Source organism: Maridesulfovibrio sp. (assembly GCF_963666665.1).
GTDB lineage: Bacteria > Desulfobacterota > Desulfovibrionia > Desulfovibrionales > Desulfovibrionaceae > Maridesulfovibrio.
Genome location: NZ_OY762999.1, coordinates 2,541,602 through 2,560,989, shown reverse-complemented (window position 1 = coordinate 2,560,989; position 19,388 = coordinate 2,541,602). Strand labels below are relative to the sequence as shown.

Genomic DNA, 19,388 nt, shown 5'->3' with positions numbered 1-19,388 from the left:
AATTTCCTTGCCAATCTTACTTTTTTTTTATCAACTATAATGAATGACACCTGAAACCGGGGCTTGCCCCGGATACTGTATCTGAACCTGTGACTGAAAAGGAAGGTGCCGCATGAGCAGAATTGATGAAATTCTTGGTAGAATGGATGTCTTGGAAAAGGAACTGCGCGTTGAATTAAGTGATAAAAAAAACGAGTTCCTCTACACCATACAGAAAAAGAAAGTCCGCTTCAGCGCGGAGGTGCGTGTGGCACACCGCGAGCTGGCTGCTAAGTGGAGTGACTATGTTTATGATTCCGGCGTCTGGGTTATGCTCACGCTGCCCTTTATATTTATGCCGCTTATTCCTGCGCTGATGATTGATGTGGCTGTTTGGCTCTATCAGCTCATGTGCTTCCCGGTCTATGGTATTCCCCGGGTAAAGAGGCGTGATTATGTGGTCATAGACCGCCATAGCCTGAAATACCTGAACCTGATTGAAAAGGTAAACTGCTACTATTGCGGTTACTTTAACGGCTTGATCGGGTTTGTGCGTGAGGTGGCTGCCCGTACAGAGCAGTACTGGTGCCCGATTCGGCATGCCCGTCCGGTTAAGTCTGTGCACAGCCGTTACCGCCATTTCTTCCCCTACGGCGATGCAAAAGGGTATCGCGAAGGGTTGAACGACGTACGCACCCGTTTTGATGATGTGTAAAAAAAAAGCCCGGACAATCATTTGTCCGGGCTTGATTTCTTTTAAATAATATCCTGCAGAATTCTTTGGAATCTTAGCGTAACCCCGCGTACGATTTTACTTTGCGGGGTATTGTCACCGCCAGCGTAAACCGCGGCTTGGATGCGTTCGCGGGAACGATATGAGATGAATCCGTCGTCCTCGTCTTCCCATTTGATCTGGGTATCATCGAACTGGATAACCGCTTTACGCTTCTTAGCGTATTTGTCCACGACTCCGAGTATCACATCCGCAACCATGAGGTAGGTGTCCTGCGTGGTGTATTGCCCGATAATGGCTCCTATAGCCGCACCGGAAGCGGAACCGAGTATCATGGAATCGAGGTTACGGCCCAAAGTGGCTCCCATGTAGGCACCGCCTGTTCCGCCCCAAAGGCTGATTTCATCAACCATATTTTTCGAAATCTGACCTGAATAGCGCAGGTTGATGTCCAGATGTGCGGAATATTTACCTGTGGCTACTACTTTGTAGCCCTTATCTAGATATGATTTTTCAATGCTTTTGCGCAGGGCCTTGAGGTTCACTGCCGGATCACCGGAGGTGTTGCGGATGGTCAGCTTTAATACCGGAGTATCGAACTGGGAGGGATCAACCATAAAGTTTCCGCTGGTCATGGAGCCGTAGAGCAGGCCGGTACTCTGGTCGCGGACCATGCCCATACGCTGCTTGCTGCGGCATCCGCTCATGAGTACCAGTGCTGCGAGCATTGCCACTGCCATTAGGATGAAAACGCGTTTTTTCAATTCAAGGCTCCTTATCTGTGGTATTTGATGCCGTATTGTTCAAGAAATTTGATTACTTCAGCGTAGTGGACTGCGAAGGCAAGGTTGTCTATGTCCTCTCCGATCTTTTTCCATGTGTTAACACCTACAACCTTATCTTTGTAAAACAGCGGTCCTCCTGAATTGCCGGAGTTAATGGCCGCGTCTGTCTGGATATAACGAACCATACGGCGTGAGTGTAGAAATTTGCTCGGCCTTTTTCTGTATGCGCTGAAAACACCTCTGGTTATGGTGAAAGGAAATCCTTTGGGGTGTCCGATTGCCTCAAGAGTTACACCTGCGGGAAGCATATTTTGAGTGTAGAATCTAACAGGCTTGCCGTGGGCATTTATCTTTACCAGAGCGAGGTCTCGGTAAAGGTCATAGGCCATTACCTTGCCGAAGGCTTCCACGTTTTTGTGCAATTTAATTTCCACAAATTCGTTGTCTTCGACAACATGGTAGTTTGTAAGGATAATATTGTCGGTGACAAAAAAACCGCTGCCAGTCCCTCTGCGGTCCGGACTCTGGACCATGACAGTAGAATCATAGCGTGGATCATTTCCAGTGTCGGAGCCGTATTCATTGCTGAAAAATTCAGCCAGTGCCTTGTTGCGGTTGTTTATGATTATGTTCTGTATCCGGGCCATGCTCCTATACTTTTTGTCCTTTTCTTTGTGATCCAGATAATAGTTGAGCATGTCGGATAGGCGCACGGCAACCGGTTGTCTTTCCCATCCCCGTAGCTGTTTTTCCGTGTTGAAGTTTATTTCATGTTTGTCACGGTCTGGGTCTGTTATGTTTATGCCATAAGCTATCTTGAAATTTTTCTCCTGAACAATATCAAAGAAATCAGTGAAGTATGTGTGAGACTTGCGATCTATGATTACATATTGCACCGAGGCAACTTTAGTTGTGCGTAGCGGCACAACGCTGAAGCTGTAGTTTTCATAAATCGGCTTGTCGATCATTCGCGGAATGCTTGTGGCATTAGCTACAGCCTCGTTGTATTTTTCTTCTTCCTGAGCCGCCATATGAGCAGCGGAGGTGATGTCATTAGCACCGAACCAGCCCAAAATATGTGAGTTGTTGCGCTCGTTCAGCTCCTGCCGCTTCAGTTTTAATTGTTCAAGGCGCAGCTGGGCCTGATCATATGCGTGGTTGTATCCCTCTGTGTATCCGACAATATTCTTGCTGCTGTATGCCTTGGGGCGGAATGTCTTGCGGTCGATTCTGGATACAACTTCGTTGATCAGGATAACAACGTCCGCATCTTTGGCGGTCTTTGAATTGAACATGGATGTTTTGGCCAGTGTCTCGGTTTGCATGGGCAGATCCACATCAAAACCCAGCCCGAATTCGATGCCATGTTCTTGCATTAAAGTTTTACTGGTAACACGTACAAAGGCGATCTTGCAGTCTGGAACTTCGGTTACAGGGAAGCCTGACCTCTTGGCTTCATTCATGGCCTTGATAACCGCGCGGAAAGAAGGTTTCTTACCTTTAGCTTCTTTTTTGAGCAGGTCCCGGAAATATTGTCCTTCCAAGTTGCGCATGGTCTCGGCAGGGATGATGTTACCGTATTCCTTAATCATATGCGGCACACCTTTTCCGTTGGCTGATGCTACGGACTGCTCCAACAGGGCGGCTTGTGACTTGAGGAATTTTTCTTCATCCAGCTTTACGGGGTAGAGGGAAAAAAAGTTCGGTCCGGTCTGCAGTGGATATTGCTTGAACTGGGCCTGTGCATCGTCCCTGATTTTTGATTCTTTTTCGTGGAAGTTCTTTTTCAGCTTATCAAGGCCGGGAGGAATTTGGCCCAGATCGTTTAGTATGCTGCTGGATTCGATTTCGTCGATCAAATCACGGGCATTGTCCAGCTTAAGGCGGATTAAAGTCCATTTTGAGGATTTTTCGGGCCAGTGGATGGAAAGAAGGTTGGTGGTGGCAGCGGAAATTTTTGGACGGTAACGTTTTTTTAAATCCGAGGCAGCTTTGGTTATCTCGTCCATGGCCTTCGGTTTTTCAAGAAAGTAATCCTGATTATCCAGCCATATTTGTTCAGCCTCTGAAAATTTGTTCCGGTCCAGTGCCTGCGAAAACTTATCCTCCGGTTGGGAGGAGATTACAGTTTCTTTGATATTGGTTCTTATTGACCTGACTGTCCTGCACCCGCAGATTGCAATGAGCAATATCAACAGCCCCATACCGACAATTCTTCTATGCAAAGTTTTCCTCCCCAGACAAGCGTTTCCGCTTAAATTTACCCTGAGAGGTGGTACCATGATAGCTTGTGCTATATCAAGAAGAACTGATCCGGTATTATTTTAAGATTTTCCAGTCGGAGACATGCGTTTATGCAACCGTTTGGCCTGTAAACAGAATGCTTCCAGCCGTGCTTCGATGAGTTGCGGGAATGGATTTCCGTCAGTTTCAATGGCCAGGAAGGGCAGTCGCGAGTCTTCTCCAAGTATGGAGGTCGCTTTTTTACCCGCTGACCCGGCCCGGAATTTTTCGCTGAGTACAGCTTCAGCAACCCGCGAGGGCATGCATCCGAATGGTCCTATGGAGATGACTCCGCAGGATGGAGACATGATTTCATGTAGGGATGCCCCCACAGTCAGAATTGCCTCTCCGGTCAACTGTTCGGAAATGTGCGGCTTGCCGTGGCTGACCACTTGGCGCACATTCGGTCCGGGGTAGAAGAGCAGTCCGCTGTCTGCAAGGATATGGCGGATGCGACTTTCAAAATAAGATTTCACGCCTTGGGTGATCAGGGTCTTGACCCCGGCCTTTCCTTCGATGCTGTTGCGGTTCAGCCAGTCCGTGTATTTCATCCATTCCAGCACCGGAGCTACGCGGACAATAAAACCCTGCTCAGTAAGGCTTTCCGGCAGGTTGCGCCTAGCCAAAGGATCATGGCGGACGTATATTTCACCCAACAGCGATATAACCGGATACTCATACACCGGTTTAGCCAGTTTGATAGTGGAAAGATCGATAGCTGCTTTGCGCAGGGTTTTGGAAAATTGCTTCCAGTTGACCATGCCGTCCAGTAATTCCTGACGTACCTGCCAGAAAAGTTTCAGGGCCGAGTCTTTGTCCTTTGCTGCCGTGCAAATGGTGGCGTGGATATCCTCAAGAATAGAACCGGTGACAATACCCTGCCACATGCCGAGGGTGACACCAGTGCTTAGTCCGCCGTACCCGTCAGTGGAGCTGGGCGCGAAAATGGCTAGATTCTGGATTTCCAAGCGCTCGATGAGATCGTTCATGAACACGGAATACTGCCCGAAACGGCATGGCCCCTTGGCCTTGGGCATCAGGAAGAGGGCGATTTCATTTTCGTCACGGTTTTCGAGGTGTGCCAGCAGGGCTCCGGCGGTAAGCTGCAAGGGCAGGCATTCTTTGCAGGATGAATTGTTACGGCCCATTTTCAGGGCGGCTTCACTGGCATGGGAGAGTACCTTGTAGCGGATGTTATCGCGCTGCATGGATGCTGCCAGAAAATCGGTGCTGATTTCGCCAAGGCTGGGAATGATTAGGGTTACAGCCGGATCGTTCACCGCATACCATTTGCCTCTGGAGTCAGTGATTCCGGTAATTCCGTTACGCACTTCGCAACGCGCGGCACGGAAAGGACGGACTGTGGAATCCTGCGGCTCTTCCAGACGGCTGAAACCATCTACAATATCGAGAAAGGCTTCAATGCGGGTTTCGATTCCTGCATCAGCGGTATGGCTGTCCAATTCAAGGGTCAGCGATGGCTTGCGGCCCATGATCGTACGGAAATGACCGAGCAGGAATGAATCAGGGCCGCAGGAGAAATTGGTGATGTATGTGCCGAAAAGTCTGGGGTGCTCCGCCACCAGCTTGGCTGCATCCATGATCAGTTCCCCGGTGGCCCAGTACATGTTCAGCTCGTTGCCGCATTTTTCGCTGCGGGGGAGCATGTCGCAGGGAATTATTTCAACTCCACGGGTGGCAAATTTGGCAGGAATTGATTTGTTGGCCCATGAACTGAAGGCATTGTATGGTCTGCCGAAAAGAACCATGGCTTGTAGGCTGCTATCATCCAGTGCGGCCATAAATTCTTCTCCCTTAACGCGCAGGTCGGTGAAGAATTGTTCTTGCTCGGCAATTGCCGCCTCAAGAGCATCCAAGGCTTGCTGAACACCTACTTTCAGCTTGGCGGCGGTCCGGAGCAGGGCTTTGCGCAATTGTTCTTCCCCGTCCTGCATATGGATGACCGGGGTGAGCAGAGAACGCTTTTCCAACTCAGGGAAGGCTGATTTCAAATAATATGGCTCACCCTGAACCAGTACGCAGGTACAGGAACGGTCTCCGCTTTTAAGCGGCATGGAGCGCAGGTGGGGCAGGAAAATATGATCAGTCTCAAGTTTCAGCAATTCGCCAAGGCCGCCGTGGGCCAGTTCCACCGGATGGCAGAAGGGGGCGCCTTTTTGTTCAATGGCATCGGGATCGAAATTCTCAGGCAGGCGAACCCCGAAGCCCATCTCTTTGAAAAATGTGTTGAAGAGCGGGAACCACGTGTTCATGAGCAGTGAGCGGTTCATGCCGATGACCGTTTGACCCTCTTCGGGTTCGCTCAAATCACGGAAAACCCGTTTCTCACGCCAGAGGACAAGGTCCTCTCCGGGCTTGGTGTCTTTGGCTACCTTTGAATTATCAAAGCGGTTGCAGATACCGCCAAAGGGGAAGGTCTTCCCCTCAACTTCAATGCGGGCAATGGTACAGCCGAGATCGCAATCCCGCCCGGCCCCGTTGCAGGTGAAGGGGGATTTGTAGCTTACTTCGCGCTCGGCCAGCTCAGAAGGATCGAATGTCCCTGTGCTAATAGAGCCCAGTTCGACCCGCTTGGCGGCTTCAAGAGCAACCCCGAATGCGCCGGTCAATCCCGGATGAGGCGGGACGATGATTTCCTGCCCGGTCAGTGCGGCCATGGCCGTTGGTACGGCTTTGTTGTAGCAGACCCCTCCCTGCATGAAAATCTTCTGCCCCACGGTGCGGTTGCCTTTAACGCGGTTGGAGTAGTTGATGCAGATGGAGTAGACCAGTCCGGCAACCATATCTTCCAGCGGGACTCCTTCCTGCGCCGCAAGTTTCAGGTCCGAGCCGATAAAGGCAGCGCACTGGTCGTTGAAGTTGGGCGGATTTGTCCCCTTGAATGCGATTTCGGCAATGTCGGTTACAGCAATGCCAAGCGTTTCCTTGGCACTTTCTTCAAGGAATGATCCTGTTCCGGCGCTGCATGCTTCGTTCATGGCATAGTCACAAGGGACCGAGTTCTTCAGCCATGTGTATTTCGCGTCCTGTCCGCCTATTTCGAAAATTGTATCAACATCAGGGTCGTAGTGAACGGCGGAAGTGGCGTGGGCGGTAATTTCATTGATGATTCCGTCCGTACCCGCATGCAGTCCGGCTATGTTGCGGCCCGATCCGGTTACACCCATAACTTCGGCGGTGGTTCCGGCGGGAGCCTGGCTTGCCAGTTCTGCGTACACCCTCCGCGATGCTCCAATGGGGTCGCCGTCTGTACGTAAATAGCAGGAAGCAACAATCTCGGTTCGCTCCAGATCAAGAAGCACGCCTTTGGTTGTGGTTGAACCTACATCAAGTCCTAGGGCCAGTCTGTTACCGGAGATGAATTCCGCCTTTGAGCTTTCATGGAATTTGACGGAATCTGTATAGTCTTTAAGCGGCGGCAGAAAAGTGAATGCTGTGTCACCTTTGCGAATAATTGTGCGGCAGTCTTCGGGAAGGACTGTGCCGTTTTCAGCTGCCCAGATTGCTGCGCCGAGAGCTTCGAAACAATGTCCGTTCGCGGGCAGAAGCAATTCCGGAATTTCGCGGCGCAGTTCATTGACCATGAATTTGTTTTGGGAGCAATTACCGATCAAGACTACTTTTTCAGCTGGCAGCTTGCGCAGCAGTTCTATGCATTTCCCGGCCATCATGCGGGCCAGTCCGGCGACCACCGCTTCTTTTTCAACTCCCTTGTTCAGGGCGTGGGTGCAGTCGCTTTTGCAGAAGACGGAACAACGACCGGAGACTTTGTGCGGTTCGCTCATTTCCATGTCTGACATATCATTGAGGTTCAGACCCATGCGGCCCAGCTGCTGGACCAGAAACTCTCCGGTACCGGAGGCGCACTTGTTTCCGGTGTGTACTGTTTCGACCTTGCCGGCATTATCGAGCAGGTAGGCCATGAAGGTTTCCCCTCCGGCGCTGAGGATCGTGCGGTAGCCGTCTTTAACGAAATTTTGATGTGCAAGGGCTGTCTCAAGGGCCTGCGGTTCGGAAATGGTCGGCAGGTTCAGCAGATGGCGGAATTTGCGTCCGGTTACTGCCGCCGGAATATTTTCGGGAATGTCCAGTTCCTGTAAAGCCTTAATGACTGTTTGGGCTGGATTTCCTTCGTGGTTCAGTGAAATTGATTTTAGAATTTCAATCCTGCCGTTATCGTTTCCGGTCAGAATCATGCTGACGGAGGAGGCTCCGGCGCAAATGCCCAGTGAAATTATCATGTTATCAGTTTGACGCGGGCTGATTTTCAAGTGCGGGTAGTTCAATTTCAAAAACCTTATTCCAGAATTTTCCGGTCACGAAGAGCCTTTTTTCGACAGCGTCCCATGCGATGCCGTTGGCGGCTTCGGCGTTTTTTCCGGCAAGGGGACGCAGCGAAGATATATCAAGCCAGAATTTGACTTTCCCTTTTTCGGGATCAATGACTGCTATGCGGTCTTGTTTCCAAATATTGCTGAAAATAAGGCCGTTTATGTACTCAAGTTCATTAAGGAGGTGGATATTGGCAATGCCGTCTGTTACCTGCAGCCTTTTTATGCGTGCAAAATCATACGGGTCCCTGAAGGTAATCACCGACGAGCCGTTGCTCTGGTAAATGAACTGTCCGTCTGCGGTCAGCCCCCACCCCTGACCTTTGTATTTGAAGAAGCCTTTGGGAGCAAGGGAAGCTGCGTCATATATGAAACATTTACCGGACCGCCATGTAAGCTGATACATTTTGTTATTCCAGTAACATATCCCTTCACTGAAAATTTCTTTGTCGTTCTTGATCATGGTGCGGACTATGCCGCTTTCCAATTCCACCTTGCGCAGGGAAGAGCGTCCGTGCTTACCGGTGCTTTCGTATAAGTAGCCGTCGTGGTATAATAATCCCTGAGTAAAAGCCGTATCATCATGCGGGAACTGGTTGAGCAGTTTGCATTCAATTAGTGGTGCGTCTGTTCTTTCTCGGGCGTAGCTTTTTAGCCCGAAAAAGTGCAATATAAAGATGGTGGTAATTAAAATTAATATTGGACGGTATTTGTTCATTAAGGTGAAGTTTAGCCAATTTCCTTGTGAAGTTCCAGTTACAGAAATCTCTATTTTTCTTTAGACGCTGGAAATCTAAATGGAAATGAATTAAATGCCGATCAAGCTGGTGTAGATGAGGGGTCTGCAACAATTACAAGCCCGATCCCGTTTTTGCCGGGGTCCCCGGAGGCTTACTCCATGAGCGCTGAATCATCATTATTCAACTACACTCCTCCTGTCGAGCAGGAAACCGAAGAGGAAACCGGATTCGTTACGGTGGTTTCCCTGCGTTCCGACTCGCATAAAATAAAAGGCAAGAAATTCTGGTTAGCCAGCAAACTGGATGACGAAAGCTTTGAGCTGCTGCTTTTGAATGAAAACTGGGTCCCTTCAGGCGACCCCAAGGTTATCAGCAGCGGGGAGTTTGCCGCACATTATACTCTTGAGCTTGATTCCTATCAGCAGCATGTCCGACCTGCCATGGAGCAGCAGGATAATAGATTGAGCAGGGGGGAAGCCCATCGTGAACAGGGCGAGTTCTACAGCGCGGAAATGGAGTACGCCGATGCGTTGGCTGTGGATGAAAAAAATGTCCGCGCAACTTTTGGCCTCGGTCTGACCTATCTTGAGAAAGGTGATGTTGAACGGGCGCAGGAAGTATTTGCAAAAGTCCTGCAGCTTAAGTCCGCCTTTAAGACTGAACACAAGCATATGTTCAATGATTTCGGTATATCCATGCGCAAGAACGGCATGTACCGTGAAGCCTTGCAGTACTATAATCGGGGAGTTGATCTGGATAGTGCTGATGAAAATCTTTTCTTCAATATTGCCCGCACCCATTACGAAGCAGGGGACTGGGAGAATTGTTTCCGTTATCTGACCATGTGTCTTGAAAAGAACCGTGGTGTTCAGGAAGCTCAGAAATTCTGCCATTACCTGATAAAGAAAACTGAAGAAGATGAATCCATGCTTCGTGAAATGGGAAAAGGGGAGAACGGCAAAACCCTCCGCAGCGACATCCTGAACCTGTTACGCAAGATGCAGGTTGCCGCAGGGGTGGAACTTGATGATGCCATTGAAAAGACCCATGAAATCCGGGATCGCATGATCGCTCTTGAAGAGGAGGATATGCAGATGAAGGAAATCGAAAAAGATCTTTATAAGGTCGATGATCTTTAATTGTCCGGTAGTTTAAGCAGGTTTTCCCGCGCTCCGATCATAATCAACACATCATTTTCACCCAGAGGTTCATTGGCTTTGGGGACGAAGTTCAATTCTTCCGAGCCGTTTTTGCGGATGGCGATGACCTGTACCTTATAATTATTGGTCAGGTCGAGGTCTATGAGGGTCTTTCCGGCCCAGTCCGCGGCCTGACGTTCCTTGATCAGAATATCATTACCCATGGAAAGGTATTCGATCATGCCCGGAGTGGAAAGCTTATGGGCCAGCTGTTTCGCTGCGAAGTGTTCCGGGAAAACAACATAATCCACGCCCATTCTGCTGAGTACTTTCTCATGTGCCACACTGATGGCTTTGACCCAGATTTTGTTGACCCCGATCTCCTGCAGGTTGAGTACAACCAGCACACTGGCTTCCAAAGAGTCGCCAGTGGAAACCACCACGTAGTTGAAATCCTGAAAGCTTAGCTGTTCCAGTGTTTTGGGATCGGTGCCGTCAGCCTGAAATACCTGTGCAAGGTAGGGCTTGGCTGCTTTGACCCGCTCTTCACTGGTGTCGACGCCAACAACATTATGGCCGAGCTTACGCAGGTTCAAGGCCAGCTCCAGACCGAATTTACCAAGGCCGATAACGCCTACTTCTATTTTTTCTTTTGCCATATTATTTGCCTCCGGCGTCTTAAACTCTTTTGCAAAAGGGTTTAAGAATCCCAAACTCTTTTAGTTGGTTTCGCCGAGTTGTATGTGAAATTTGTTTTTATCCTAACGGTAAATCGTCTTCCGGTAATCTGTAGCGTGGTTCTTTCTGCCAGCTGTTGATTGCAGTCAGCAGCCAAACTGGGCCCAATCTACCAACGAACATCAAGGCTATTATGATAGATTTGCCCGGTCCGCTCAAGTCCGGGGTTACTCCGGTGGAGAGTCCTACTGTGGCAAAGGCTGAGATTGCTTCGAAAGTGATTTCGATGAAATGTCCGCGCACTTCGTTGTGCGGCAGATGGCTTCCTTCAGTGACGCTTAGCAGGATAATTGCCGAGCCGAGGATAACGCTGGCAATGGTCAGCAGGGTCAGGGCGCGGTTAACACTTTCTTCAGTGAGGGCGTACCAGCCGACTCTGACCTGTGAATGCCCTTTGACCTTGGAAATAATGAATCCGATCCAGGTACGGAAGGTGGTTGTTTTCAAGCCGCCCGCACATGATCCCGGTGAACCGCCGATAAGCATCAGGCCGATCATGGTCAGCAGGGAAATGTTGGTCAGCCCGGAAATGTCCATGGTATTAAAGCCTGCAGTGCGGCAGGTTACGGACTGGAACAGAGCCGCAATTTCATTGATCTCGGCACCTTGGACTACATGGACTTTAAGGCTTTCAGCAAAAAAGATGGCCAGACCGCCGACTACGATCAGGAAAAGGCTTGTTTCCAGAACAATGCGGGTATGCCAACTTAAAGTATGAGCTGAAATTTCTCCTTTGCGTCTGCGCACAAAGTTCATGAATTTATGCCACAGCTCGGTCATGACGTAGAAGCCTAATCCGCCCATGATGATCAGGGCCATGAAAACGGCATTGATTCCCAGATGGTTTTTCCAAGTTGTCAGGCTGTCTGAATAAAGCGAAAAGCCAGCGTTGCAGAAAGCCGAAATGGAATGAAATACCGCCGAGAACGGGTAGAATCCTGTCGGGTCCATGCGGTTAAGCAGCAAGGCTCCCAGAGCTTCAATAGACAGCACCGCCGTGACCACGCCGACAATAAATTTGCCGATATTGAATGAAGGGTCATGGATCAAGGTCTGGCTGACAGCTAAACGGTCCGAGGCACTGACTTTTTTTCCCAGCAGGTAAATTACCAGACTGGCATAGGTCATAATTCCCAGTCCTCCCAACTGGATCAGGAAGAGAATCACGCTCTGCCCGGTTCGGCTGAAAAAGGTCCCGGTATCCACTACAGCAAGTCCGGTTACGCAGACCGCCGAGGTTGCCGTAAAAACAGCATCAAGAAATGTAAGTTCCTTTCCCGGATGGCAAATATCCAGTTTCAGCAGCATCCCGCCAATTAAAATAGTAGCGAGAAATGCGTAAATGGGCACCCAGAAAGGAGAAGTCGCTTTGGAATTCATATAGTTCTATTTACGCTTGAGCGTTAAATATGGCAAGTTGTGAAGCTATGCAGGGCTAAATTTGAAAGTGGTCCTTGCTAGCTATTTGCGAAGCTTATTGAAACTTTTTGAGGGGATGGGGTCTGGGGAAGGGGAACTTTTGGAAAAGTTCCCCTTCCCCAGCCGCCGGAGGCGTTTAAATCTGTCCTGTCCTTTTTCTGTACTCTTCCAATTTCTCTTCTACTTCTTCCCAGCGCATGAAGGTGGTTTCGTGTTCAGCTTCGAGGCTTTCGAGCTTTGCTTGAGCAGCGGCCATTTCTTCGCCGGATTTCTTGTAAAATTCCGGGTCGGCCATAAGATTCTGCATTTCTTCGATGGAGCTTTCCAGCTCTTCGATTTTACCGGGGAGTTCCGTAATCTCAACTTCCAGTGCTTCGAATTCGCGCTGTTCCTTGTAGCTGAGTTTTTCCGGGCGGGCGTCCGGGGTTTTCTTCGGTTTGGGCTTGGAAGACTTGGGTTTTACTTCCTCTTCGGGCTGCTGACGCTGGCGAACCCAGTCATCATAACCGCCAACGTAATCGTTGACCTGCGCATTGCCTTCAAAGGCTAGAGTTCCGGTAACCACGTTGTTTAGAAAGACACGGTCATGGCTGACGATAATCACTGTGCCGGGGTATTCCATGATCCGGTCTTCGAGCAGTTCAAGGGTTTCTGCGTCAAGGTCGTTTGTAGGTTCGTCCATTACCAGCAGGTTGGAGGGACGGGTGAACAAACGGGCTAAAAGCAGGCGGTTGCGTTCCCCGCCGGAAAGGACACTAACCGGGGAGTTGGCGCGGTCCGGGGAGAACAGGAAATCCTTGAGATAACCCATGACATGCTTGTTCCGGCCGTTGATGGTCACGGTGTCGTTGCCGTCAGCTACGGAGTCGCGCACGGATTTATCTGGGTCGAGCTGTTCGCGGTGCTGGTCGAAATAGGAAATTTCAAGCTTGGTGCCGAGCTTCACTGTACCGGAATCCGGTTTGAGATTTCCCAGCAGCACTTGGATCAGGGTGGTTTTGCCTGCACCGTTAGGGCCGATAATACCGATTCTGTCTCCCCGCATAATGGAGGTGGAGAGGTTTTTGAAAATAGGCTTGTCGTCCCATGCGTAGGAAGCGTTTACGGTTTCAGCGACAACCTTGCCGGAGCGTGCTGCTTCCTGAATTTCGATGGTTGCTTTTCCGGTCCGTTCGCGGCGCTGTTTGCGTTCTTCACGCAATTCTTTCAGTGCTCGCACGCGGCCTTCGTTACGGGTGCGGCGGGCTTTGATGCCCTGTCTGATCCATACTTCTTCGCGGGCCAGCTTCTTGTCGAATTCGGACCAGTTCTTTTCTTCTGCGGTAAGAAGCTCTTCCTTGCGTTTGAGGAAGGTGTCGTAATCACAGGACCAGTCTGCGAGGTTGCCGCGGTCCAGTTCAATGATCCGGGTGGCGATCTTGCGCAGGAACATGCGGTCGTGAGTGATGAAGATCAGAGTGCGGATGTTCTTGACCAGAAATTCTTCAAGCCATGCGATTGAGTCTATATCAAGATGGTTGGTAGGTTCATCCAGAAGCAGTACATCCGGTTTGGAAGCCAAGGATCGAGCCAGCAGGGCTCGTCTTTTCAGACCGCCGGAGAGGGTTTCAAAGCGCATTTCAGCACTGAGAGACAGGCGGGAGATGACCATCTCAATGGTGGTCAGGGCTTCCCACCCGCCATGCTTTTCCATAATTTCTTCCACTTCGGAAAGTTTGGAAATATCGCCGCCGTTGGCAACCTCAAGGCTGACGGTATGGTAGCGGGTCAGGGCAGCGCCCAGATCGCCGAGGCCCCCGGCAACTACTTCAAAGATGGTGCCTTTCAGTACTTCCGGGACCTTCTGGGAAAGGCGGGCAACGCTGACTCCTTTCTGATAAGAGATGTTTCCGCTGTCAGCAACGAGGTCTCCACTCATGAGGCGGAGCAGGGTTGATTTACCTTCACCGTTACGGCCTACAATACATATCCGTTGCCCTTCTTCCACTTGAAAGGAAACTTTATCCAGCAACTGGGGGCCGCCGAAGGTCATGGAAACATCGTTTACACTCATCAAAGCCATTAGTTTAACTCCGCACTATACTTGATTAAAAATATAATATAATTAAAGATAAGTATTATTAATTTCATTGGTATTCCGAACTTGAGGGCGGCAGTGTAGAATTTTGCCGCCAAAAAGGGAAGTCTGTTCCTAGGCCCTTAAAAGCAGCGCTTTGAGTTACAATCTGTTGACGAAAGTTTAAGCATAGGGCAGATAACCCATAACATAGCTCCTTCGGAGTCTTTCATTTTGATTTTCAACCCCCGCTGTAAGAGCGGGCGGGATATATAATATGAGAACTGGCGATAGATTACTGGACATCTTTCAGGATGAAACATTGGAACGGCTTGATAATATCGAGACCGGTCTTTTGCAGTTGGAGAACAGCCCTTCAGACCTTACTCCGGAATTGATTAACTCAATTTTCCGTGACGCGCATTCAATTAAGGCCGGGTCAAACCTGCTTAAGCTGTCTGTAATTGAAGAACTGTCCCACAAGCTGGAAAACGTTCTGGAAATGATTCGTTCCGAGGGTTTAATCCCCACAGAGCTTATCATTACCGCCTCACTGGAGTCAGTGGATAAGTTGCGCTCCCTTACCGAAGATGTGCTCAATAGCAATACTAAAAGTATCCGTTTGCAGAAAACTATGCTTGAGGTTTCAGTGCAGCGTGCATTGGCTGGTGAAAATTAGCTCCAAATCGATACAGAACATTTTTAGCCCCCGCACTGAATTTAAACAGTACGGGGGCTTTTTTTTGAATATATGGGGAGTAAGTTTAAATCTTGTCCGCGATTTCTTTGCCCCATTCTGTGATGGCAATACGTTCCGGGTCGCCGTCGATCTTGAGGCTGTTACCTACAACCACAGCACCCATCTTTTCGAGTTTCTCTTCGATGGCATCTACTGCTCCGCAAAAATAAGTATAATCGGAATCACCGCATCCGAACACGGATACTTTCTTGCCTTTTAAATCAGCTTCTTCAAGGGCGTCATAGAGAGGGATGAAGTCGTCCTGAAGCTCAATTTTATCTTCGCCCCAGGTTGAGCAGCCGAAGAGTACAATGTCGTATCCGTTGCCAAGGTCTGCAACACTGACATCTGTAACATTTTTAAGTTCCACTTCAATTTCTTTGTTTTCAAAGGCTTCAGCCACGTATTCGGCAGCTGTTTCAGTATTTCCGGTAGTTGAGCCGTAAATGATCAGTGATTTGGACATAGTGTTCTCCTTATAAGTCTGTAATCGGTTTGATAACGTTGTTTTAGTTTGTAGTGATGGTGAAATTCAAAGTCAATATCAATTTATAAAAATGTTAAGAAACCATGAAAATGTCAGCCAAGAGGTAATTGAGTGTTTACGCCGCGCCTGAGTGGTGTTATGCACTCCTTAAGACTGACCGATATCTCTCGGCCCGGCCCGCGCCATTGAAGGCCTGCCGTGCTTTATCGGGTCCTGCCTCCCCGGCAGGGTGTAAGGTCCAACTTCATTTACAAATTGATATTGATTGCGTGAGATTTACATAATCTTTCGTGTTCGGTGCTTTCCTTTTTATCCCGGCCGATTTTTCCTGCTGTTTTCTGCATAGTCTGTTATATTCAGATTTCATCTTTGCAGTATTTTTCTATCTAGCGCCATCAAACCGGCCCGGACTTCTTTTCAACTTCAAATATTACGGAGGTCACTACCATGAGTGTACAACTTGATGTAACCGGTTTGGATTCCTGGGGGTTCAACAACGACGGTCCGTTGATTATTGCAGGACCCTGTAGCGCGGAATCCCGCGAACAACTTCTCGAAACCGCCCGCGGTATCAAAGATAAAGGCGTGCATGTGCTGCGCGCAGGTATCTGGAAGCCGCGTACCCGTCCCGGTTGTTTTGAGGGCATGGGTGAGGAAGGTCTCAAATGGCTGGTTGAAGCCAGAGAGGAGACCGGGCTGCCCATCTCCTGCGAAACCGCAACTCCTGAGCACGTCGAGCTTTGCCTCAAGTACGGTGTAGACATGATCTGGGTCGGTGCCAGAACCACTGTTAACCCTTTTGCGGTTCAGGCTTTGGCTGATTCCCTTAAGGGTACCGACATCCCTGTGCTGGTAAAAAACCCCATCAACCCTGATGTGGAACTTTGGCTCGGCGCTCTTGAGCGTATCAACAAGGCCGGTGTTACCAAGCTGGGGGCTATCCATCGCGGTTTTTCCTCCGCTCGTCCCAGTGAATACCGTAATGCTCCCAACTGGAGAATTTTTATTGAACTGCGCCGCCGCACTGATGGCATGCCTATCATTTGTGACCCCAGCCACCTTTGCGGTAAGCGTGAACTGATTCCCGCAGTGGCCCAGAAATCCCTTGATTTGCTTTTCGACGGTCTGATGATCGAATCCCACATTAATCCTGATGTGGCCCTTAGCGACAGCAAACAGCAGTTTACTCCTGAAGATCTCGGTAAAGTACTCGCCGGTCTGGAAGTTAAGTATCCTGTTGCAGAAGATAAAGAATTTGCTCTGCAGATGGAAAGCAAGCGTGCCCGCCTTGTGGAAATTGATGACGCCATTGTTGAGCTTCTTGCCGAGCGTATGGCTCTGGGCCGCAAGATCGGTAAAATGAAATGTGAGCGCGGTATTGCTCTCCTGCAGCCTGACCAGTGGAAGAAGACAGTTGAAAAGCGCACCCGCGAAGGTGTTGCCCGCGGAATGGATGAACATTTCATGCTCCGTATTTTCCAGTACATCCACGAAGAATCCCTGCGTCAGCAGGAATGTGTTCTGGCCGGGGAAAAGTAATGCCCAAGGTCAATGTTGAGCTGCGCGGGGAGTTCGATAATTCCTATGAGATCAGCGTGGACTACTCCGTTATGGATGAAGTGGTCGCTGACCTCAAGGCAAGGAAGTACGGACATACTCCTGTAGTTATCTGCGATGAAAATACCCGCGAGCTTTTCGGTCATGCACTGGTAGAAAAGCTCGCTCTTGCAGATGTTGATCCGTTGCTGCTTACTGTCCATGCCGGGGAAAACAGCAAGTCCCTTGATGTTTTCGGTTCTCTGCTCGAAGCCATGCTGGAAGCCGGAATCACACGTCAGGATGTTGTTGTAGCCCTTGGCGGCGGAGTGGTCGGTGACCTTTCCGGTTATGTTGCCGGAAGCTACATGCGCGGCATTAATTTCGTGCAGGTCCCCACAACCCTGCTTTCACAGGTTGATTCCTCCGTTGGCGGCAAGGTGGCGGTGAACATCAAGCATTGGAAAAATTATTGCGGCATGTTCTATCAGCCCAAGCGGGTTTACACCAACATCTCGGCTCTTGAGTCCCTGCCGGGGCGGGAAATTCTCAGCGGGCTTGGCGAAGTGGTTAAGACCGCTTTTATTGCCGACCGCGAGCTGGTTGATTACCTATCCACCAATGCGGATAAGGTGAGTTCACTTGACCGTGAGGTAATGGCTAAGGTCGTGGCTCGTTGTTGCGAGATCAAGGCCGATGTAGTCATCCGTGACGAGAAAGAGGGCGGGGTGCGCCGTATCCTTAACTACGGGCATACCGTAGGCCATGCTATCGAAACATTCGCCGGATACAAGATATCTCACGGTGAGTGCGTTGCATGGGGCATGCGCATTGTCGCCCGAGCCTGTCACAAGGCCGGGATGCTTGCGGCCGAGGACCTTGCGTTGCATGAAGAACTCATGGATAAGCTCGGTCTTGCCACCGGAAAGCTCGACATTGAGCCTGCCAAGATCATGGAGCTAATGAAGAAGGACAAGAAGGTCAAGCAGGGACAGGTTGTGATTGTCGGTCTTGATAGATTGGGCAATGCAGTTGTACGCGAGGACTTTCCGCTTGAATTGATCGAAGCTGAATTAAAGAATATATGAAGAAATGATGCCTAGGGCGGCATTTCTCTAATATATTTGCGGGGAACTGGTTGTTTTTCCAGTTTCCCGCTTTATATTTTGGGCCAGAAACAACAAGGAGTTCCCATGAAAGATATTTCCACCAAGCTGATCAATGCGGGCAAAGATGAGTCCCTGAAAACTATAAATACTATTAATCCACCCATGCACCGTGCATCCACTGTGCTTTTTGATTCTTACGCAGACATGCTCAAGGCGAACAAGGGTGAATTCGATGGTGTTGAGTATGGCACCAGCGGATTGGCTGCGCAGAAAGCTTTCGAAGCTGCCATGGTTGAACTTGAAGGTGCGCACGGCTGCAAAACTTTCCAGTCCGGCATTGCCGCTATTGCCATGGTGCTCATGGCCTACACCAAGAAGGGTGATCATATCCTGATTTGCGATAATGTTTACGGTCCTACCCGTCATTTCTGCGATGGTTTCCTTTCCAAGTATGGAGTTGAAGCTGAGTACCTGCCCTCTGATGCCGGGGCCGGGGTAGCTGAATACATTCGCGATAATACAGCCCTGCTTTTCATGGAATCACCCGGATCAAATACCCTTGAGATTCAGGATGTTCCGGCAATTACAAAAATCTGCCGTGAAAAGGGTGTAGTTTCCGTCATCGATAACACTTGGGCCACTCCTTTATATTTCAATCCCTTTGAGCATGGTGTGGATGTTTCCATCCAGTCCTGCACCAAATACATCACCGGACATTCAGATATCCTGCTTGGCTCGGTATCCACCAATGAGCAGAGCTGGGATGCTTTCGCAAAATGCTGTGGTCTTTTCGAAGTCTTTGCTGCTCAGGAAGATTGCTATCAGGCTCTGCGCGGGCTACGGACCTTGAAAGTTCGTCTCAAGGCGCATGAAGAAGCTGCCCTTGAGATTGCAAAATGGCTGGAAGGTCATGAAATGGTGGATTCAGTGATTCATCCGGCCCTTGAAAGCCACCCCCAGCATGATCTGTGGAAGCGTTATTTCAAAGGGTCAAGCGGCCTGTTCGCTTTTACGCTCAAGGATGAATATGAAGATATTGATCATTCCCCGTTTGTGGATAACCTTGAACTGTTCGGCCTCGGCTACAGCTGGGGCGGTTACAAGAGTTTGATCACCGGCGGTAAGTTCCGGCGTACCAACCATTTCGGCTACGAAGGTAAAACAATATTCCGCTTGAATATCGGGCTGGAAGATGTGGAAGATCTCAAGGCTGATCTGGCACAGGGGCTGGAGCGGTTGAGATAGTATAGCTTTCTCTCTTTTCGTTTTTTCGCGCTGGGAGCGAAGCATACT

Annotated in this window: 14 protein-coding genes; 6 read left to right on the top strand and 8 right to left on the bottom strand. The window is 49.7% G+C overall.

Annotation, left to right across the window (positions count from 1 at the left end):
• The first annotated feature begins 112 nt into the window (after positions 1 to 112).
• The gene (locus tag ACKU40_RS11810) at positions 113 to 694 is read left to right on the top strand and encodes a hypothetical protein (RefSeq protein WP_320172998.1); all 582 of its coding nucleotides are present in this window, start codon (positions 113 to 115) and stop codon (positions 692 to 694) included.
• Positions 695 to 735: 41 nt separating this feature from the next.
• Here the strand turns inward: ACKU40_RS11810 and traT are convergent, their stop codons facing one another.
• The 4 genes from traT to ACKU40_RS11790 form a co-directional block, all read right to left on the bottom strand.
• A complete protein-coding gene (gene traT / locus ACKU40_RS11805) occupies positions 736 to 1,476 on the bottom strand; it encodes a complement resistance protein TraT (protein ID WP_320172997.1) in 741 nt (246 codons plus the stop codon).
• 11 nt (positions 1,477 to 1,487) lie between these two features.
• Entirely contained in the window at positions 1,488 to 3,722 is a 2,235-nt protein-coding gene (locus ACKU40_RS11800) for a trypsin-like peptidase domain-containing protein (protein WP_320172996.1), read from the bottom strand.
• Positions 3,723 to 3,821: 99 nt separating this feature from the next.
• The gene (locus ACKU40_RS11795) at positions 3,822 to 7,997 is read right to left on the bottom strand and encodes an acyl-CoA dehydratase activase (protein WP_320172995.1); all 4,176 of its coding nucleotides are present in this window, start codon (positions 7,995 to 7,997) and stop codon (positions 3,822 to 3,824) included.
• A 49-nt stretch (positions 7,998 to 8,046) separates the two neighbouring features.
• On the bottom strand, positions 8,047 to 8,850 hold the full coding sequence (locus tag ACKU40_RS11790; protein WP_320172994.1) for a glutaminyl-peptide cyclotransferase: 804 nt from the start codon (positions 8,848 to 8,850) through the stop codon (positions 8,047 to 8,049).
• A 180-nt stretch (positions 8,851 to 9,030) separates the two neighbouring features.
• On the opposite strand from ACKU40_RS11790, the gene ACKU40_RS11785 reads away from it, so the two are divergent.
• Positions 9,031 to 10,011: a tetratricopeptide repeat protein gene (locus ACKU40_RS11785; RefSeq protein ID WP_320172993.1), complete on the top strand. Its 981-nt coding sequence runs from the start codon at positions 9,031 to 9,033 to the stop codon at positions 10,009 to 10,011.
• On the opposite strand, the gene ACKU40_RS11780 is transcribed toward ACKU40_RS11785, so the two are convergent.
• From ACKU40_RS11780 to ACKU40_RS11770, 3 genes are all read right to left on the bottom strand, one after another.
• Positions 10,008 to 10,670: a TrkA family potassium uptake protein gene (locus ACKU40_RS11780; RefSeq protein ID WP_320172992.1), complete on the bottom strand. Its 663-nt coding sequence runs from the start codon at positions 10,668 to 10,670 to the stop codon at positions 10,008 to 10,010. The genes ACKU40_RS11785 and ACKU40_RS11780 overlap by 4 nt on opposite strands.
• 97 nt (positions 10,671 to 10,767) lie before the next feature.
• Positions 10,768 to 12,129 (bottom strand): potassium transporter TrkG, encoded by a 1,362-nt coding sequence (locus ACKU40_RS11775; RefSeq protein WP_320172991.1) that lies wholly within the window; start codon positions 12,127 to 12,129, stop codon positions 10,768 to 10,770.
• Positions 12,130 to 12,304: 175 nt separating this feature from the next.
• A complete protein-coding gene (locus ACKU40_RS11770; protein ID WP_320172990.1) occupies positions 12,305 to 14,230 on the bottom strand; it encodes an ATP-binding cassette domain-containing protein in 1,926 nt (641 codons plus the stop codon).
• 271 nt (positions 14,231 to 14,501) lie between these two features.
• Here ACKU40_RS11770 and ACKU40_RS11765 point away from each other — a divergent pair, with 271 nt between their 5' ends.
• Positions 14,502 to 14,903 (top strand): Hpt domain-containing protein, encoded by a 402-nt coding sequence (locus ACKU40_RS11765; protein ID WP_320172989.1) that lies wholly within the window; start codon positions 14,502 to 14,504, stop codon positions 14,901 to 14,903.
• A gap of 85 nt (positions 14,904 to 14,988) precedes the next feature.
• Here the strand turns inward: ACKU40_RS11765 and ACKU40_RS11760 are convergent, their stop codons facing one another.
• Complete coding sequence (locus ACKU40_RS11760; RefSeq protein ID WP_320172988.1) at positions 14,989 to 15,429, bottom strand: flavodoxin; 441 nt, start codon at positions 15,427 to 15,429, stop codon at positions 14,989 to 14,991.
• Between the two features lie 468 nt (positions 15,430 to 15,897).
• Here ACKU40_RS11760 and ACKU40_RS11755 point away from each other — a divergent pair, with 468 nt between their 5' ends.
• From ACKU40_RS11755 to metC, 3 genes are all read left to right on the top strand, one after another.
• The gene (locus ACKU40_RS11755; protein WP_320172987.1) at positions 15,898 to 16,989 is read left to right on the top strand and encodes a bifunctional 3-deoxy-7-phosphoheptulonate synthase/chorismate mutase type II; all 1,092 of its coding nucleotides are present in this window, start codon (positions 15,898 to 15,900) and stop codon (positions 16,987 to 16,989) included.
• Positions 16,989 to 18,074, top strand: coding sequence for a 3-dehydroquinate synthase (gene aroB, locus ACKU40_RS11750; RefSeq protein ID WP_320172986.1), 1,086 nt, complete (start codon positions 16,989 to 16,991; stop codon positions 18,072 to 18,074). Before ACKU40_RS11755 ends, aroB begins: the two co-directional genes overlap by 1 nt.
• Positions 18,075 to 18,179: 105 nt before the next feature.
• A complete protein-coding gene (gene metC, locus ACKU40_RS11745) occupies positions 18,180 to 19,340 on the top strand; it encodes a cystathionine beta-lyase (RefSeq protein WP_320172985.1) in 1,161 nt (386 codons plus the stop codon).
• The last annotated feature ends 48 nt before the right edge of the window (positions 19,341 to 19,388 follow it).

Excerpts from the sequence above, each read along its gene's own strand:
- ACKU40_RS11810 (WP_320172998.1), top strand. The coding sequence starts at position 113 with ATGAGCAGAATTGATGAAATTCTTGGTAGAATGGATGTCTTGGAAAAG.
- ACKU40_RS11795 (WP_320172995.1), bottom strand. The coding sequence starts at position 7,997 with ATGATTCTGACCGGAAACGATAACGGCAGGATTGAAATTCTAAAATCA.
- ACKU40_RS11790 (WP_320172994.1), bottom strand. The coding sequence starts at position 8,850 with ATGAACAAATACCGTCCAATATTAATTTTAATTACCACCATCTTTATA.
- ACKU40_RS11785 (WP_320172993.1), top strand. The coding sequence starts at position 9,031 with ATGAGCGCTGAATCATCATTATTCAACTACACTCCTCCTGTCGAGCAG.
- ACKU40_RS11780 (WP_320172992.1), bottom strand. The coding sequence starts at position 10,670 with ATGGCAAAAGAAAAAATAGAAGTAGGCGTTATCGGCCTTGGTAAATTC.
- ACKU40_RS11775 (WP_320172991.1), bottom strand. The coding sequence starts at position 12,129 with ATGAATTCCAAAGCGACTTCTCCTTTCTGGGTGCCCATTTACGCATTT.
- ACKU40_RS11770 (WP_320172990.1), bottom strand. The coding sequence starts at position 14,230 with ATGGCTTTGATGAGTGTAAACGATGTTTCCATGACCTTCGGCGGCCCC.
- ACKU40_RS11765 (WP_320172989.1), top strand. The coding sequence starts at position 14,502 with ATGAGAACTGGCGATAGATTACTGGACATCTTTCAGGATGAAACATTG.
- ACKU40_RS11760 (WP_320172988.1), bottom strand. The coding sequence starts at position 15,429 with ATGTCCAAATCACTGATCATTTACGGCTCAACTACCGGAAATACTGAA.
- ACKU40_RS11755 (WP_320172987.1), top strand. The coding sequence starts at position 15,898 with ATGAGTGTACAACTTGATGTAACCGGTTTGGATTCCTGGGGGTTCAAC.
- aroB (WP_320172986.1), top strand. The coding sequence starts at position 16,989 with ATGCCCAAGGTCAATGTTGAGCTGCGCGGGGAGTTCGATAATTCCTAT.
- metC (WP_320172985.1), top strand. The coding sequence starts at position 18,180 with ATGAAAGATATTTCCACCAAGCTGATCAATGCGGGCAAAGATGAGTCC.